Annotated in this window: 17 protein-coding genes; 10 read left to right on the top strand and 7 right to left on the bottom strand. The window is 58.7% G+C overall.

The genetic code is table 11. The features are described 5' to 3' along the window. Positions 1–2: 2 nt before the first annotated feature. From KZZ06_RS00395 to KZZ06_RS00415, 5 genes are all read left to right on the top strand, one after another. Positions 3–641, top strand: a complete 639-nt coding sequence (locus KZZ06_RS00395; RefSeq protein ID WP_219578057.1) for a cell wall hydrolase — start codon at positions 3–5, stop codon at positions 639–641. 108 nt (positions 642–749) lie between these two features. After that, on the top strand, positions 750–1,673 hold the full coding sequence (locus KZZ06_RS00400) for a dihydroneopterin aldolase (protein WP_219578058.1): 924 nt from the start codon (positions 750–752) through the stop codon (positions 1,671–1,673). A 4-nt stretch (positions 1,674–1,677) separates the two neighbouring features. Beyond that, a complete protein-coding gene (folP, locus tag KZZ06_RS00405; protein WP_219578059.1) occupies positions 1,678–2,694 on the top strand; it encodes a dihydropteroate synthase in 1,017 nt (338 codons plus the stop codon). Further along, a complete protein-coding gene (gene glmM / locus KZZ06_RS00410) occupies positions 2,691–4,037 on the top strand; it encodes a phosphoglucosamine mutase (RefSeq protein ID WP_219578060.1) in 1,347 nt (448 codons plus the stop codon). The genes folP and glmM overlap by 4 nt, the downstream gene beginning before the upstream one ends. A gap of 57 nt (positions 4,038–4,094) precedes the next feature. After that, positions 4,095–4,589: a hypothetical protein gene (locus KZZ06_RS00415; RefSeq protein WP_219578061.1), complete on the top strand. Its 495-nt coding sequence runs from the start codon at positions 4,095–4,097 to the stop codon at positions 4,587–4,589. 54 nt (positions 4,590–4,643) lie between these two features. Here KZZ06_RS00415 and KZZ06_RS00420 read toward each other — a convergent pair whose 3' ends face one another. Together KZZ06_RS00420 and ilvC are read right to left on the bottom strand one after the other, a co-directional pair. After that, positions 4,644–5,561, bottom strand: coding sequence for a DMT family transporter (locus KZZ06_RS00420; RefSeq protein WP_219578062.1), 918 nt, complete (start codon positions 5,559–5,561; stop codon positions 4,644–4,646). A gap of 139 nt (positions 5,562–5,700) precedes the next feature. After that, positions 5,701–6,723, bottom strand: coding sequence for a ketol-acid reductoisomerase (gene ilvC / locus KZZ06_RS00425; protein WP_219578063.1), 1,023 nt, complete (start codon positions 6,721–6,723; stop codon positions 5,701–5,703). Between the two features lie 135 nt (positions 6,724–6,858). Here ilvC and KZZ06_RS00430 point away from each other — a divergent pair, with 135 nt between their 5' ends. Genes KZZ06_RS00430 through KZZ06_RS00440 form a run of 3 tightly spaced genes read left to right on the top strand, consistent with a single transcriptional unit; the run spans position 6,859 to position 8,949 of the window. After that, the gene (locus tag KZZ06_RS00430; protein ID WP_219578064.1) at positions 6,859–7,314 is read left to right on the top strand and encodes an Lrp/AsnC family transcriptional regulator; all 456 of its coding nucleotides are present in this window, start codon (positions 6,859–6,861) and stop codon (positions 7,312–7,314) included. After that, positions 7,311–7,772: an Lrp/AsnC family transcriptional regulator gene (locus KZZ06_RS00435; RefSeq protein ID WP_219578065.1), complete on the top strand. Its 462-nt coding sequence runs from the start codon at positions 7,311–7,313 to the stop codon at positions 7,770–7,772. Before KZZ06_RS00430 ends, KZZ06_RS00435 begins: the two co-directional genes overlap by 4 nt. A 49-nt stretch (positions 7,773–7,821) precedes the next feature. Continuing rightward, positions 7,822–8,949 (top strand): aminotransferase class V-fold PLP-dependent enzyme, encoded by a 1,128-nt coding sequence (locus KZZ06_RS00440; protein WP_219578066.1) that lies wholly within the window; start codon positions 7,822–7,824, stop codon positions 8,947–8,949. A 23-nt stretch (positions 8,950–8,972) separates the two neighbouring features. Here KZZ06_RS00440 and KZZ06_RS00445 read toward each other — a convergent pair whose 3' ends face one another. Both KZZ06_RS00445 and KZZ06_RS00450 read right to left on the bottom strand, forming a co-directional pair. Beyond that, the gene (locus tag KZZ06_RS00445; protein WP_219578067.1) at positions 8,973–10,175 is read right to left on the bottom strand and encodes a UbiH/UbiF family hydroxylase; all 1,203 of its coding nucleotides are present in this window, start codon (positions 10,173–10,175) and stop codon (positions 8,973–8,975) included. 9 nt (positions 10,176–10,184) lie between these two features. Continuing rightward, positions 10,185–10,832 (bottom strand): pyrimidine 5'-nucleotidase, encoded by a 648-nt coding sequence (locus tag KZZ06_RS00450; protein WP_219578068.1) that lies wholly within the window; start codon positions 10,830–10,832, stop codon positions 10,185–10,187. Positions 10,833–10,932: 100 nt separating this feature from the next. On the opposite strand from KZZ06_RS00450, the gene KZZ06_RS00455 reads away from it, so the two are divergent. Further along, entirely contained in the window at positions 10,933–11,586 is a 654-nt protein-coding gene (locus tag KZZ06_RS00455; RefSeq protein ID WP_219578069.1) for a GntR family transcriptional regulator, read from the top strand. Here the strand turns inward: KZZ06_RS00455 and KZZ06_RS00460 are convergent. Both KZZ06_RS00460 and carA read right to left on the bottom strand, forming a co-directional pair. Continuing rightward, positions 11,583–13,496 (bottom strand): glycosyltransferase family 2 protein, encoded by a 1,914-nt coding sequence (locus KZZ06_RS00460; protein WP_257884137.1) that lies wholly within the window; start codon positions 13,494–13,496, stop codon positions 11,583–11,585. The genes KZZ06_RS00455 and KZZ06_RS00460 overlap by 4 nt on opposite strands. A 73-nt stretch (positions 13,497–13,569) precedes the next feature. After that, a complete protein-coding gene (carA, locus tag KZZ06_RS00465) occupies positions 13,570–14,739 on the bottom strand; it encodes a glutamine-hydrolyzing carbamoyl-phosphate synthase small subunit (protein WP_219578070.1) in 1,170 nt (389 codons plus the stop codon). Between the two features lie 196 nt (positions 14,740–14,935). Here carA and KZZ06_RS00470 point away from each other — a divergent pair, with 196 nt between their 5' ends. Then, on the top strand, positions 14,936–15,394 hold the full coding sequence (locus KZZ06_RS00470; RefSeq protein ID WP_219578071.1) for a GatB/YqeY domain-containing protein: 459 nt from the start codon (positions 14,936–14,938) through the stop codon (positions 15,392–15,394). Here KZZ06_RS00470 and KZZ06_RS00475 read toward each other — a convergent pair. Then, entirely contained in the window at positions 15,391–15,876 is a 486-nt protein-coding gene (locus KZZ06_RS00475; protein ID WP_219578072.1) for a DUF2244 domain-containing protein, read from the bottom strand. The genes KZZ06_RS00470 and KZZ06_RS00475 overlap by 4 nt on opposite strands. Positions 15,877–15,980: the final 104 nt, after the last annotated feature.

A 15,980-nucleotide genomic window follows, 5' to 3' on the forward strand; every position in this document is an offset into this window, starting at 1 on the left:
CGATGCGTTGTTCTACATTCCTGTCTGTCTGCGCCGCTGCTGCGCTGTCCTTTTTGACCCCTTTGGCTGCTTTGGCCAATTCTCAACAAGCCGAAACATTGGCCGAGATCGAGTTGAAAGGGCTGCAAGCCGTCGGATCAGACCGGCTGGAGCGTATGATCGCGGAAAGCAGATCGGCAAATGATATCGAGTTTACCCGCGGCTGGTTGGCAGAGCAGCCGAAAGCATCGGGTGGTGAACAGTGGAAATGCCTGTCCGAGGCGCTTTACTTTGAGGCGCGCGGCGAGACCGTCAAGGGCCAGTTCGCGGTCGCCGAAGTGATCCTGAACCGCGTCAAGTCAGAGGATTTCCCCGGATCATTGTGCAATGTGATCCATCAGGGCACCGGCAAAAAATACCAATGCCAGTTCACCTACACATGTGACGGTTATGCCGAAGTGATTGCAGAACCGCGCGCCTACGACCGCGTCAGCAAGATCGCGCGCGCCGTGTTGGATGGCAAAGTGCCGTCGTTGACGGACGGGGCCACATATTACCACACCACAGCCGTAAGCCCGCGTTGGTCGCGTGTCTTTACGCGCACTGCGAAAATCGGCGTTCACCTGTTTTACCGCGATGGGGTGCAGACCGCGTCTAACTAAGCGTCATCGGCCGTCGCCTTTGATGTCTGGCCAGCCGCAACTGGCTTTGTTACATCCGGACAAGCGGTCTAGGATCGTTTTGACCGTGGAAACGTAAAGGCCCGCATGATGACCACCGAAACAAGGCTCGCCTTTGCGCACCCGTCCGAGCGCGCTGCCGCCACTGCCGGGCCCGAGCCGTTAGACCGCATTTCACTGCGCGACCATATTGTCGAGGTTGAAATCGGCGCGTTTCAGGCGGAACGCGGTGTGACACAGCGCATATGCTTTAACATCGTTGTCGAGGTGCAGCCGTTGACCGGCCCTGTGGATGACGACGTTGATCGCATCCTGTCCTATGACCGCGTGACCGAGGCCATCGCCCATGAATTGTCGGACGAGCGGCTGAACCTGCTTGAGACCCTTGCCGAACGTGTGGCCGACCGGATTTTGCTGGAACGTCAGGCGATGCGTGTGTTCGTGCGCATCGAAAAGCTGGACCGGGGGCCCGGTGCCTTGGGCGTTGAAATCGTCCGCGCCCGTGATGACGCCCCCGACACGCGGTCGCAGGCCGCCGAGGTGCCGCACCCCGAGTTGGCGTATCTGTGCAATGCCGCGATCATGTCGCCGCATCTTACGGGCTGGCTGGACCAGCTTGAACAGTTGGGCCGTCCGTTGATCTTGTGTGTTGGTGCGTCTGATACGCCGGCCCCGCAGGTCGCGCATAAGATGGCGCAGCGGCGGATCGATTTGCTCGCGATTGAACAGAACGCATGGGTCTTGGCCTCCAAGGACAACCGCTGCGTTGTGGTGTCGACCCGGACGGAATTGGACTGGGCGATGAAGAACGGCCAGACAAGCGTTTGGGCCCCGTCGAAAATTGTTTTGGACAGTGTGGATACGCCGTCGGCGCAACCCCGCGATGCGGTTGCCTTGGCCGCGTGGTTTGCCGCAACGTTTGACGCGACCGAGATGCTGGTGTTTGGCACGGATCTGCCCAAACAGGCATCGGTCCCCCTGCGCATGGTGGCCATCGATCAGGATCAGATTTAGCGCCATGACCGACTATTACAGACCGCTTGTCCAGATCGGCCCCGTGCGGCCCGATACGGCTGTGCAACTGGCTGGTGGGTGGGGCTGGTTTACCCATGTCGAGGTCATGTCGCGCGATGCGCCTGCGCAGGTGATCCCGGCAAATGAACTGCCCGCAGATGTGATGCAGCGGCTAACGGCACCACGGCCCCCAATGGCAGGCATGTCCTTGGACCGGCCACGCATCATGGGCATATTGAACACGACGCCTGATAGCTTTTCGGACGGGGGGCAGCACGAGGGCCTCGCGGATGCCGTGGCGGCAGGGCTGGCGATGGCGCAATCGGGCGCAGATATTATCGACATTGGCGGTGAATCCACACGCCCGGGTGCGCAGACTGTTCCGATTGAGGTCGAGATCAACCGCACCGCCCCCACCATCAGCGCCCTGCGCGCGGCCGGGCTAACCCAGCCGATTTCGATTGATACGCGCAAAGCCGCAGTAGCCGAAGCTGCCGTGGCGATGGGGGCCAATCTGGTTAATGATGTCTCCGGTTTCACCTTTGATCCTGCGCTTGGGCCGTTTTGCCAAAAGCATCATTTGCCCGTCTGTGTGATGCATGTGCAGGGTGATCCCGAGACGATGCATTTGAACCCCACCTATTCAAACGTTGTGCTGGACGTCTATGATGCGCTTGAACGCCAAATCAGCAAGCTTGAGGTCAGCGGAATTGCGCGCAGTGCGATCCTTGCCGATCCCGGGATCGGGTTTGGTAAAAATCTGGATCACAATCTGGCGTTGCTGGCGCGGATCAGCCTGTTTCACACGCTTGGCACGCCGATCTTGCTGGGGGTGTCGCGGAAAAAATTTATTGGCACGCTGGGCAATGCGCCTCAGGCAAAAGACCGTGCCGCAGGGTCTATTGGCGTTGCCCTTGCAGGTCTGGCGCAAGGTGTGCAATTGGTGCGGGTACATGATGTGGCTGAAACCCTTCAGGCGGTTTCGCTGTGGCATGCCGCATATTCGGGGAGCATTTTATGACGAAACTTTTTGGAACCGACGGTATTCGCGGCAAGGCCAATGTATATCCTATGACCGCCGAGGTCGCGCTGCGTATTGGGGCCGCTGTGGGCCGGTACTTCAGCAGCAGCCGTGGCGGGGCGCATCGGGTGGTGATCGGCAAAGACACCCGGTTGTCGGGCTATATGTTCGAGAGCGCGCTGACGGCGGGACTGACATCCTCGGGCATGAATGTTTTGCTGTTGGGCCCTGTGCCAACCCCGGCGGTCGGTCTGTTAACGCGGTCGATGCGGGCGGATCTGGGCGTGATGATTTCGGCCAGCCACAACCCGGCTACGGATAACGGGATCAAGTTTTTCGGCCCCGACGGGTTTAAACTAAGCGATACCGTCGAGGCCGAGATCGAGAGCCTGATCGCCAATGGCGTGGAATTGACCCCGTCTGACCAGATCGGCCGCGCGAAGCGGATTGATGACGGGCGGTTCCGCTATGTCGAGCGGGTGAAATCGTCGTTCCCGCGCAGCATGCGGCTGGACGGTCTAAAGGTGGTTATCGACTGCGCTAATGGTGCCGCGCACCGTGTGGCCCCCGAAGCCCTGTGGGAACTGGGTGCCGAAGTGGTGCGTATTGGTGTTGAGCCGAACGGGTTCAACATCAACGAAAACTGCGGATCGACGCACCCTGAACGGGCAGCGGCGGCGGTGCTTGAGCACAAGGCCGATGTCGGCATTTGTCTGGATGGCGATGCGGACCGGGTTATCCTGATCGATGAAACCGGCAAAGTTGGCGATGGTGATCAGTTTATGGCGCTTATGGCGTCGCGTTGGGCTGCCGAAGAGCGGTTAACCAACAATGCACTGGTGGCCACGGTCATGAGCAACCTCGGGCTTGAGCGGTTTTTGCAAGGTCAGGGCGTGCAATTGGAACGCACGGCGGTCGGTGACCGCTATGTTGTGGAACGGATGCGCGAAGGCGGGTTCAACTTGGGCGGAGAACAGTCGGGTCATATCGTCATGACCGACCATGCGACCACGGGTGACGGGCTTATGGCAGGTTTGCAGTTCCTTGCCGAAATGATCCGGTCGGGCAAACCTTCGTCTGAGTTGCTGCACAACTTTGATCCGGTGCCACAATTGCTGAAGAACGTGCGCTTTGCCGCAGGCCAGACGCCATTGGACGACACGCAGGTCAAGGCAGCGATCGCGCAGGCAGAGGCCGATCTGGCCGGCAACGGGCGGCTGCTGATCCGTAAGTCCGGCACCGAGCCTTTGGTGCGCGTGATGGCCGAAAGCGAGGATGAATCCATCCTGAACGCGTCGGTCGACAGCATCGTTGCTGCCGTCGAAACTGCTGTCGCATCTTGAACGGGGGCGACAAATAAGGAAGACTGAGGGGGTATTTTCCTAAAGAGGTATTGCCCGATGAAGCCCTTCGCTTTTGTTCTTCCATTATTGTTCGCCACCGCCATGCCCGCGCTTGCGGGAATGAATGCCAACGTAACCGCCCCATGGGACGGTAAAAAAGTGCCCGCTGGGCAGCAATGCACATTGGACGGGGGCAAAGGTAAAACGCCACCATTCCAAGTCACGGGTATCCCCGATGGCACTGTCATGCTGGTCGTGGAATATAACGACAAAAGTTATTCAAAACTGTCATCCAAAGGTGGGCACGGCACCATTGGATATCCGGTCAAAGGCAGCAGCGGGGCATTTCCTGCGGTTCCCGGCCTGTCCTCCAAATTGCCCGGCGGCATTCGCGTGATCAAAAAGGCGCGCGGCACAGGTGACTATGCCTCAGCAGGATATATGCCGCCATGTTCCGGCGGCAAAGGCAATAAATATCAGGCCGACGTCAAAGCGGTCAACGCGGCGGGCAAGGTTATTGCCACCACCAAAATGGAACTTGGGCGCTATTAACCCCTTATTTTCGTCATAAATACTGTGGGTGTATGGGGGCAAAGTCCCCATATTTTACCTTAAAAATAACCGCCGGAGCGCGCCATATTGGCTAAGGGCAACACCCGCTAGGATCAGTGCGAGCGACCCGATGAGCGAGGCGGGCAAAGCTTCGCCTAGGATCAGCGCCCCCAAGCAGACAGACCAGACGGGGACTTGGTAGTTGACCAAGGACATGAACACCGGCCCCGCGCTGCGCACCACCAATACACGCAGGAAATTTGCGGCGGCTGTCGGGATGAGGCCGAGAAATGCCAGCACGCCTAGGATTTTGGCGGAAGGGAGCGGGGGGATGCCTTCGATCAGGACTGCAGCGGGGATGGTCATGGCGCTGGCGATGATGAGCAGGATCGTGGCGAGGCCGATGGCGTCGATCTGGGGTAGCCGTCGCATGACGATGGAACTGAGCGCGTAGCAACTGGCGGCACCGATACAGGCGAGCCGGCCTGCGGTTTCAAAGGCAGCGCCTGTGCTCTCGAACGCTTGGGAGCCGATGAGGATCGTTACACCGATGAACCCGATGACAAAGCCGAGTGTTTTGCGCGGTGTCATCCGTTCGCCTTGGACAAAGAAATGTGCCAGCGGCAAAATGATCAGGGCAACGGCGGCCATCGAGACGCCCGCAAAGCCGGATGTCACGTATTGCTGCCCCCAAGCAAGCAGGCTGAAGGGGACGGCAGAGCTGGTGGCACCGACAAAAAACAGTGCGGTGAGATCTGTTTTGGTTGGCGGTGCGGCGAAGAGATGGAAACCGCGCAGAGACCAGATGGCGGTCATCACGAGTGCTGCGAGGCTGACGCGACTGGCTGCGATCCAGAACGGGGGCATTTCGGTAAGTGCGATTTCAGTGACCAGAAAAGTGCCACCCCAGATGAAGGCCAGAAGGGCGATCATCAGCCAGCTGCTGGCGGTGATTTTGGGGGCATCTTGCATGGGCTGGCCTTTGTAGAGCGAAGCCCTTGCCTATGGCAGTCCCTTGGGGCCTGCAACAGGATGTGGCGTTGGATTTTATCGCTGCGGGCCGAAGGGGAAAAAAAGGGCCGGAGGTCTGAACCTCCGGCCCTGTCGGTGCTTAGTTCTTGGCTTTGTCGACCATTTTGCCTGCGGAGATCCACGGCATCATATCGCGCAGCTTGCCGCCGACGATTTCGATCTGGTGTTCGTCGTTGGAGCGACGCGATGCTTTGAGGGTGGGCTGGCCCACTGTGTTCTCGAGCATGAAGTCGCGCACGAATTTGCCGGACTGGATGTCGCTGAGGACGTCCTTCATGCGGGCTTTGGTTTCGGCGTAGGGCAGGATGCGCGGGCCGGAAACATACTGGCCGTATTCGGCTGTGTTCGAGATGGAGTAATCCATGTTGGCGATGCCGCCTTCATAGATCAGGTCAACGATCAGTTTGGTTTCGTGCAGGCATTCGAAATAGGCCATTTCGGGCTCGTAGCCGGCTTCGACCAGTGTTTCAAAGCCCATGCGGATCAGTTCAACGATACCGCCACACAGAACTGCTTGTTCGCCGAACAGGTCGGTTTCGCATTCTTCGCGGAAGTTGGTTTCGATGATGCCGGAACGACCGCCACCGATGGCGGAGCAATAGGACAGGCCGATTTCCAGCGCTTTGCCGGAAGCGTCTTTGTCAACGGCCACAAGGCACGGCACGCCGCCACCTTTGGAGTATTCGCCGCGTACGGTGTGACCTGGGCCTTTGGGGGCCATCATGATCACGTCAACGCCGGGCTTGGGTTCGATCAGGCCGAAGTGCACGTTCAGGCCGTGAGCGAATGCGATGGCGGAGCCTTCGCGGATGTTGTCGTGGACGTATTTTTTGTAGGTTTCAGCCTGCAATTCGTCGGGCATGGTGAACATGATGACGTCGGCCCAAGCGGCGGCTTCGGCGATGCCCATTGTTTTCAGGCCTTCGCCTTCGGCTTTGGCGATCGATGCAGAGCCTTCGCGCAGAGCAACGACGAGGTTTTTCGCACCGGAATCACGCAGGTTCAGGGCGTGGGCGTGGCCTTGGGAGCCGTAGCCGAGGATGGCGACTTTTTTATCCTTGATCAGGTTAACGTCGCAGTCACGGTCGTAATAAACGCGCATTGGGGCGTCCTTTCGGGTTCGTTGAAATCTGAACGTGTTATAACTGATGGATCGGGCGACACCATTGTCGGATTATGAGTTTATTTGGCAAAATGAAGATGGTAATGCGTAGTTTTGTGGAAATATGGAAAAATCATGCTTGATGATGAGGATCGGCGCATTTTGCGTCATTGGCAGGCGGATGCGGGGTTGAGCCCGGGCGAGCTGGCAGATCGGGTTGGGCTAAGTCCCGGCAAGGTCGCGCGGCGCATTGTGCGCATGCAAGAGGCGGGCATTGTCGAGGGTGTTGGCATGATCGTGGATTGGGCAGCCCTTGGCTATGCCGTCGAAGTGTCGTTGCGGATCACGCTGGATAAGACGCAAGGCAATGCGTTTGATGCGTTTCTGGTCGCGGCGCGCAAGGTGGAGGAAGTGATCGAAATACAGACGTTTCTGGGGCGCGTTGACGTGCGGTTGTCGATCATTGCCCGTGATATGGCCCATTATCAGGCGATTTACCGAGGCAAAATCCTGACCCTGCCGCATATCGCCGACATCGAGGCATTGATGCATGTGGCGCGGATCAAATCGGACGAGGCGTTGCCGCTATGATCCAGCTGGACGAAATAGACCATCGTTTGATCCGGTCGCTTGCGCGGGATGCCACGCAAAGTGCCGGTGCTTTGGGGCGGCATCTGGGTTTGTCGCAACCCGCCACATGGCGGCGTATCCGGCGGCTGGAGGAGGCGGGCGTCTTGCGCGGCAAACGGTTACGGCTGAACCGCGAGGCATTGGGCTTTGGCGTGACGGTTTTTCTGGGCGTCAAGCTGGCCACCAAGGGCCGCGTCAGCCTTGAGGACTTTGAGCGTGCGGTCAGTGCGATCCCCGAAGTGCAAACGGTCGAGCATGTCTTGGGGCTATATGATTACCGTCTGCGGGTCGTGGCGCGGGATCTGGCCGATTTTGAACGGGTCTTGCGGCGGCGTATTATGACATTGCCGGGGGCCGGGGCGGTGGAAGCCAATGTGCTGCTGAGCGAAGAACGTCTTGCGGGGCCTTTGGGTCTATAACTTTGACGGGCGGCGCTGTATCTTGGTGACAAATATAGAGGATGTTCCCATGCCAGCTTTGCTGAATACTGTTGACCCGCAAGGGCTTGAAGAATTCTCGGTCGTGTTCACCGACCGGTCGTTGAACCACATGTCTGCGGCATTTCAAGCAGTGATGCGCGATATCAGCGCCATGTTGAAAGAGGTGTATAACGCCGATGCCGTCGCCATCGTGCCCGGCGGTGGTACTTTCGGGATGGAGGCAGTGGCCCGCCAGTTTGCCCGCGATGCCGAGGTTGTTGTGGTGCGCAACGGCTGGTTTTCCTACCGCTGGAGCCAGATCATCGAGAATGGCGATCTGACCGGTAACACCACTGTTCTCAAGGCGCGGATGCAGGGCAACAGCACGCCCGCGCCCTTTGCCCCATGCCCAATCGAAGAAGTGGTCGACACGATCCGCAGCCAAAAGCCGCAGGTGGTGTTCGCGCCGCATGTGGAAACGAGCGCCGGGGTGATCCTGCCGGATAACTATATCAAACAGATGGCGGATGCGGCGCACGAGGTTGGCGCGTTGATGGTGCTTGATTGTATCGCGTCAGGTTGCGCATGGGTTGATATGAAGGCCCTTGGCGTTGATGTGTTGATCTCTGCCCCGCAAAAGGGTTGGAGCGCGTCGCCCTCTGCCGGGTTGGTGATGATGTCGGACCATGCCGTGGCGCGGCTGGCCGAGACCAAATCGGACAGCTTTTCCATCGATCTGGGCAAATGGCACAGCATCATGAAAGCCTATGAAGACGGCGGCCATGCCTATCATTCGACAATGCCCACCGATGCGCTGCGCGGTTTCCGCGATACCATGAAGGAAACCCAAGCCTATGGGTTTGCACGGCTCAAAGAGGCGCAGTGGCGCTTGGGCGACGGGGTTCGCAAGATGCTGGCCGACCGTGGTGTGGTGTCGGTCGCGGCCGAAGGGTTCGGCGCACCGGGCGTTGTGGTCAGCTATACCACGGATCCGTCAGTGCAAAACGGCAAGGCTTTCGCGGCGGAAGGGATGCAGATCGCCGCAGGCGTGCCGTTGATGTGTGACGAGCCGGATAATTTCCAGACATTCCGCTTGGGGCTGTTCGGCTTGGACAAGCTGTATGATGTTGACGCAACGCTGGCGCGTTTGGCGCGTGTGGTTGACAAAGTATTGTAAGATCAGGGTATTGCGGCAGCGTCTTAACCTTGCCGCATGCCCAGCCCCATCTCCATCAACATTCTGCGCACCGGGGCCATCGCGTATAGCGCGTTCAGGCCGGTTGCACGGGCATCACGGGCGATTGGTGTGGTCGCCTGGCTGGCACGGTTGAGCAGATCAATGCCCCGTACCCGCAGCATGATGTCGCCAAACCGCGCTTTTTGATAGGCATCCAGCATCTTTTGACTGCCCAGATCGGCGGGGTTGGCTTGGGCCAATTCCAGTAACGTGGCCACGTCTTGTAGCGACATGTTCAGCCCCTGCGCGCCAATCGGGGGCATGACATGGGCGGCCTCGGCGATCAGGGCGATGCGTTCGCCGGACAGACGCGCGGCATGCTGGGTGATGATCGGCCAGACGTTGCGCGCGGTGGCCAGTGTCAGCGGGCCAAACAAATGACAGCTGCGTAGGGTGGCTTCCTCGGAAAACGTTTTCGCATCCAGCGCCATGCGCCGTGTGCATTCTGCGGTGCTGTCCATCCAGACCACGGCAGAACAGGGCATCCCGTCACGGTCGGGCAGGGGCACCAAGGTGAACGGCCCGCCGGTGCGGTGAATTTCAGTCGATACATTTTCGTGAGGGACAGGGTGCGTGACCGCGAAGACCACAGCACTTTGGCCATAGCCTGACGTGGTGATGTCGATGCCTGCGGCCTCGCGCATGGGGCTGTTGCGGCCATCTGCGGCGATCACCAAAGGCGTGGTAATTCTGCTGCCGTCACTTAGGCCTACGCGGGCCTCGGCTGTGCGGGTGAACAGCGATGTGGTGCCGGTGCCAGGGCGAAAATCGACGTTTGGCAGATCGGCCAGCCGTTCCAACAGGGCGCGGCGCAGCAGCCAGTTGGGGAAATTCCACCCGAAAGGCTGGTCCGAAATCTCGGCTGCGTTGAATTCGCGGGTGACGCGCGGTTCGGGGTCAGCCCCGCCCGCATCGACGATGCGCATGATTTGCAAGGGGGCGGCGTGGTCCGCAAGATGGGTCCAGATGCCAGCGGCCTCAAGCACGCGACGGGCCGGTTGCAGCATCGCGGTGGACCGCAGATCGGCCCCATCGGCATCGCCATCGGTGATCGGCGGGGTGGGATCAACGCAGATCACCTTGAAACCGGCGCTGCCAAAGGCCGCTGCCGCCGTCAGACCGGCAATGCCGCCGCCCGAAATCAGAATATCACAATCCATGGTCATCCCCGAAAGCTAGCCCGTGATCCGCCCAAGAAAAGCGCTAAGATCATCGGTGTGGAAATGAATGTGATCGCCCGCTTGCGCTTCGGGGGCGACATGCACCGTGCCCATGCCCATGGCGTGTGGTGCCGCCAGATTGCGGGGATCATCCTCGAACATCACGGCTTTGGTGGTGTCCAGTTTGTCGGTGGTGAAAACATGTTCGAATGCCGCGCGTTCGGGTTTGGGCAAAAACTGTGCGTGTTCAACACCATAGATTGCATCAAACAGGCCGTCTAACCCGCGCGCAGACACCACACGTTCCGCATAGGGGGCGGTGCCATTGGTGTAGATAATGCGCCGACCGGGCAGGGCGCGGATGCGATCAGCCAACATGGGGTCAGGTGTCAGCGCATCAAAGGAAATATCGTGCACGTCGTGCAGATAGGGGCCCGGATCCACCGAATGTTCGCGCATCAACCCGGCCAGCGTCGTGCCGTAGCTGTGCCAGTAATGTTTGCGCAGGTAATTGGCCCGGGCGTGATCCACATCAAGGGCGTTCATCACCCAACTGGTCATCCGCTGCTCGATCTGGTCGAACAGACGCGCCGAGGGCGGGTAAAGCGTGTTATCAAGGTCAAAGACCCAAGTATCCACGTGAGAAAAAGCGTGCTTTGGCATACGCCCTAGCTACGCTTCGCCGCAGGCATGCGCAAGATCACGGGCTTGCGCAAATGGACGCGGGGGATAGAGTGCCCGCAACCTAAATGAAAGTGACCCAATGACTGCGCCCAGACCCGGACCGACAGATGCCTATGCCATGATCCTGGAGGCGATCGATTTGGGTACCTACCGGCCGGGCGATCGTTTGGTAGAAAGCGAGCTTGCGGAACGGTTTGGCGTCTCGCGCACCCCTGTTCGCGAGGCATTACAACGGCTTGAGACGCAATCTTTGCTGGCGCGGGATGGCCGCAGCCTGATCGTGGCGTCGTTGGATCACAACCAGACGGCAGAACTGTATGTCGTGCGCGGAGAGCTGGAGGGGCTGGCCGCGCGGCTTGCTGCGCGTCATGCCACCGTGGAAGAGGTGCGTGTGCTGCGCGATATGGTCGAAGCTGATAATGACCTGCGCGATGATCCCGTTGCTTTGGCGCGGGCAAACCGGCGGTTTCACAAACAAATTCATCTGGCGTCGCACAACAGATATTTGGTGCAGCAGCTGGATCTGGTGCATCGGTCGATGGCATTGATGGCGACATCATCCCTTGCGGTCGAGGGGCGCGGTCATATCGCGCAAGCAGAGCATGACAAGATCGTGCGCATGATTGAGCAACGCGATGAAGATGGCGCTGACGAAGCGCTGCGTTTGCATATCTCGGTGGCGTTCACCACCCGTCTCAAGCAAGAGGCCGCGCGGCGCGAAGAAGAAGGTTAGCCGGTGGGGACGGGCGTAGGGTTGTCGGTTTTCTCGTCCGTTTTATGCGGGACGCCATGTTCGGTCTTGTCCCAGTAAAACGGGTGAAAGATGAATTCATATAGGGCCTTATACGCCGCGAATGTGCCCAGGATAAAATAAAACGGCAAGCTGAACGCCCAAGGTATCAGATGTCTGTGTTCCTTGCCGCGAACCGCCCGAAGCGCGATGGAAATGTTCACTAATTCGGCAAAAATAAAGTAGAAGAACAATCCCTTAAGCATTTGGATGCCAAGCACTGTTTCGACCGGATGGGACAGGCCAACCAATGTTATGCAAAGCGTCCAGAGCAGTGGCGCACAGAGGAATTGGCTGACGGTTGCCAGAAACAGGATTTGAAGCCCGAGAAAACGCAAAAAACCCACTTGTTTTATCAACTTGAGCGGTTGTCGCATGTGCACGCACCATGTCGTCAAAAAACCCTTGAGCCAGCGGGAACGTTGTTTGACCCATGGCCAGGCGCGAAAATTCGCCTCTTCATACGTGACTGTGGGCAAAAGGTCGGTTTTATAGCCGTGCCGCGCGAGCCTGACGCCCAAATCGGCATCTTCGGTCACGTTGTGAGCGTCCCAGCCGCGCAATTCCTCAAGAGCGGTGCGGCGGAAAAATAGAGTTGTTCCGCCCAAAGGCACGATGAACCCAAGCCGTGCAATGCCCGGCAAAACAACCCGCCACCATGCGGCATATTCGATGGTGAAGCAGCGCGAAATCCAGTTGGTGCGCGCGTTATAATAGTCCAGCATCCCCTGAACGCAGACGACATTTTTGGGCGCATTGGCGAAATGCCGAATAACGCGATCAATTTGATCTACTTCGGGTGCGTCCTCGGCATCCCAAACGCCGATAATACTGCCTTTGCAAAAGTCCAAAGCATAGTTCATCGCACGGGGTTTCGTGCGCAAACTATTCGCTTGCGGCACTTCGATCACGTCAAACCACGCAGGCAACTTGGTGCGCGCAATGGTATCGCGGGTCATATCGTCGCCTTCCTCAAGCACCAGCACGATCTGAAGCAGCGATTTCGGATAGGTCAGTTTCGCCAGCCGCGCGATCAAGGCCCCGGCGATTTCCTTTTCGCGAAAGAGGGGCACCAGTACGGAAACATGGGGTTGGAACGGGTGCTCCGGCTCTTGCTGTGGCGGGGGGCTGGGCGGCACCTTGCGCAGAAAAACATGCGTGAAAAGGGCGACCGTGCGCAGCGATACGATCATGACACTGCTGCACAGCGCCCACAAAAGGATAATGGTGAAACCCCATGCGGGCTCCAGCACCAACACGATTGCCATCAACGCCAAGATGCCCATGGACCACGCGCGCCGGCTTTTGGCATCTGCACGCCAGGTGCGACAGCTTTCAATGGGCGGCACGCGAATGGCAGCACGCTGGGCAAGCTCGGCACCGTAAAGCGCTGTTATGCTTTCAGAAATTTGTTTCTTATCGGCGACTACCGGCAGCAAGCTAACACCAGACCGGGCAACTTGAAGGGCGATCTGATTAAATTGATCGGGGGTGCTGATGGCAACCATGATCGTGTCGCCCAAAGACCGCCACGGAACGATGCCGTATTTCAGACAATCCAGCGCATCAAGATGCTGCGCCATGGCAGCTTTCGGCGGATCAACCGCAAGATCGATATGTTGCAGATTATACTGTGCCGCCAGCGCGGCGCACAGTTGCGCAGACGAGACAGCGCCGCTGGCGATCAGGCACTCACCCAACGGCACGTTAAGTCGTTCCTGATCTTGCAGCGCGCGCACAAGGTCTGCCTGATCAATCGCGCCTGAATTCACAAGTATCCGGCCCAGCGGCAGGTGCGCTTGGGCAGGTGCCGCCGGTTCGGGCGTGGTGAATTGCAGACGTAGATCGCTCAACCCGCGAATCCCCTTAGATACAAGGGGACAGGATGCAGCGGGTTGGCTTAATCAGGTCTTAACAGCCGATAAACTAGGCGGACTGAAGCTCGCGTTCGGCCATCGCAGCAGCAAAACGTTCAAACAGGTAAAAGCTGTCTTGCGGGCCGGGGCTTGCCTCGGGGTGGTGCTGAACGGACCAGACCGGGCGGCCTTGCATGCGGATACCACAGTTCGATCCGTCAAACAGCGACTGATGCGTTTCAACGACACCGTTGGGCAGGGATTGCGCATCAACCGCAAAGCCGTGGTTCATCGATGTAATCTCGACCTTGCCGGTTTCCATGTCTTTGACGGGGTGGTTGGCACCGTGATGGCCGTGGCTCATCTTGATAGTTTCACCGCCAAGGGCGAGGGCAAGCATCTGATGACCAAGGCAAATCCCGAACACAGGCAGATCGGTTTTGGCGATGATCTCTTTGATCATGGGGACGGCGTAAACGCCTGTCGCTGCCGGATCGCCGGGGCCATTCGACAGGAAAACCCCATCAGGGTTATGCGACATGACGTCTTCGAATGTGGCGGATGCTGGCAGCACCGTCACATCGCAACCCGCCGAGGCAAGGCAGCGCAGAATGTTGCGTTTGGCACCATAGTCAACGGCGACGACTTTGTATTTTGCATCGGTCTGCGGGGCATAGCCCTCGGGCCAGGCCCACCGCATCTCGTTCCAGCGGTACGATTGCGCGCAGGTCACGTCCTTGGCCAGATCGGCACCTGTCAGGCCGGCAAACCCGCGGGCTGCTGCAACCAATGCTTCGATGTCGAAATTGCCAGCGGGATCATGGGCGAGGGCCGCGTGGGGTGCCCCTTGCTGACGGATGGCGCGGGTCAGGCGGCGGGTATCAATGCCGCCGATCGCGATGCGACCGCGTGCTGCCAGCCATTCCGACAGCGGTTGAACCGAACGCCAGCTGCTGGGGTCGGTGGGCATCCATTTGACAACCATGCCCGCGGCAACAGGATCGCCCGTTTCGTCGTCTTCGGGCGTGGTGCCGGTGTTGCCGATATGGGGAAAGGTAAAGGTGACGATCTGGCCCGCATAGGACGGATCGGTCATGATTTCCTGATAGCCGGTCATCGCGGTGTTGAAACACAGCTCGGCGACGGTTTGCCCTGTTGCCCCAAATCCCATGCCGTAAAAAATCGATCCGTCCGCAAGTGCTAGGCAGGCGGTCGGGCGTGTGGATGCGGGCGCAGTCATGGGAGGGGCCTCCAAGGGCAGATAGGTGGGGATAAACGGGTGCAATCTAAAGCCGGGGGCGGGCCGGGTCAATACCATGTGAAAAATGATATATCATTTATAAACAGGTACTTACCTAAGGTATGAACCATTGCCTGTTTTGGGGGAATTGTCTATGTTCGGCAGCTTACACCGCATTGGTCGAAGGACGATAGCAATGGAACTGCGCACACGCATCACAGACGCGATGAAACAGGCGATGAAAGACAAGGCCGCCGACCGGCTGTCTACGTTGCGTTTGATCAACGCTGCCATCAAGGACAAAGACATCGCTGCGCGTGCAGATGGTGGGGATGACGGTGTTGGCGACCCAGAGGTTCTGGCGATCTTGGGCAAGATGGCCAAGCAGCGGATGGAATCGGTGCGTGCCTACGAAGAAGGCGGTCGTCTGGACCTTGCCGACCGCGAGCGCGAAGAAATCCTGATCATCGAGGAATTCCTGCCCCGTCAGTTGACCGAGGAAGAAAGCGCCAAGGCTGTGGATGATGCCATTGCAGAAGTCGGTGCAACATCGATCCGCGACATGGGCAAGGTGATTGGTTTGCTTAAGGGTAAATACACCGGCCAGATGGATTTCGGCGCTGTCGGCCCCAAGGTCAAAGACCGTCTAAGCTAAGCGCGCAACAACGAGCGGTTCAATTCGTCAAACAGCTCGATCCGCTCGTCTTCACTTAAAAAACTGCCAATCTCGACCTCGCGGCCTTTGCCGCGCAGGGTAACGTAATGTGGCACGGGGCCGTCTTTCTCGTATTTGGTGACGACGGTCCAATAACGGTTGCAGTCCCATTCTTTCACATCGCCCTTGGGCGTGGTGTGGGTCAGGTGCACAGTGTCATCGGTGAGGGTAAACACCTCTTCGATCTGGCGGGATTTGTGGTTGCCTTGCAGGGCGAAATACATGCCCGCCACCGCCGCCAACACAAAGGGCAACAACCACCACAGCAGCGGTGTGCCCAGCAAGGGCAGCGTCGGTATCAGGATCATCGCAAAGGTCACAAGAATGAACGCGGCAAACCCTTTGGGTGGCAGCGACTGATGGGGCCAAAGCCGCAGTTCCTGCCTGCGGGCAGTGGGCGCAGTTTTCCATTCATAGGGCATGGGGCGGGTCCGGTTAGCCTAGGTTACGCCCCTAATTTAGTACGGATCGGGTGCCAAACAATGCGACAGATTGCATCTGGCGCTTCGGGGCGGGCGTCTGAACC

The organism is Sulfitobacter sp. CW3 (genome assembly GCF_019392245.1).
Classification (GTDB): Bacteria; Pseudomonadota; Alphaproteobacteria; order Rhodobacterales; family Rhodobacteraceae; genus Sulfitobacter.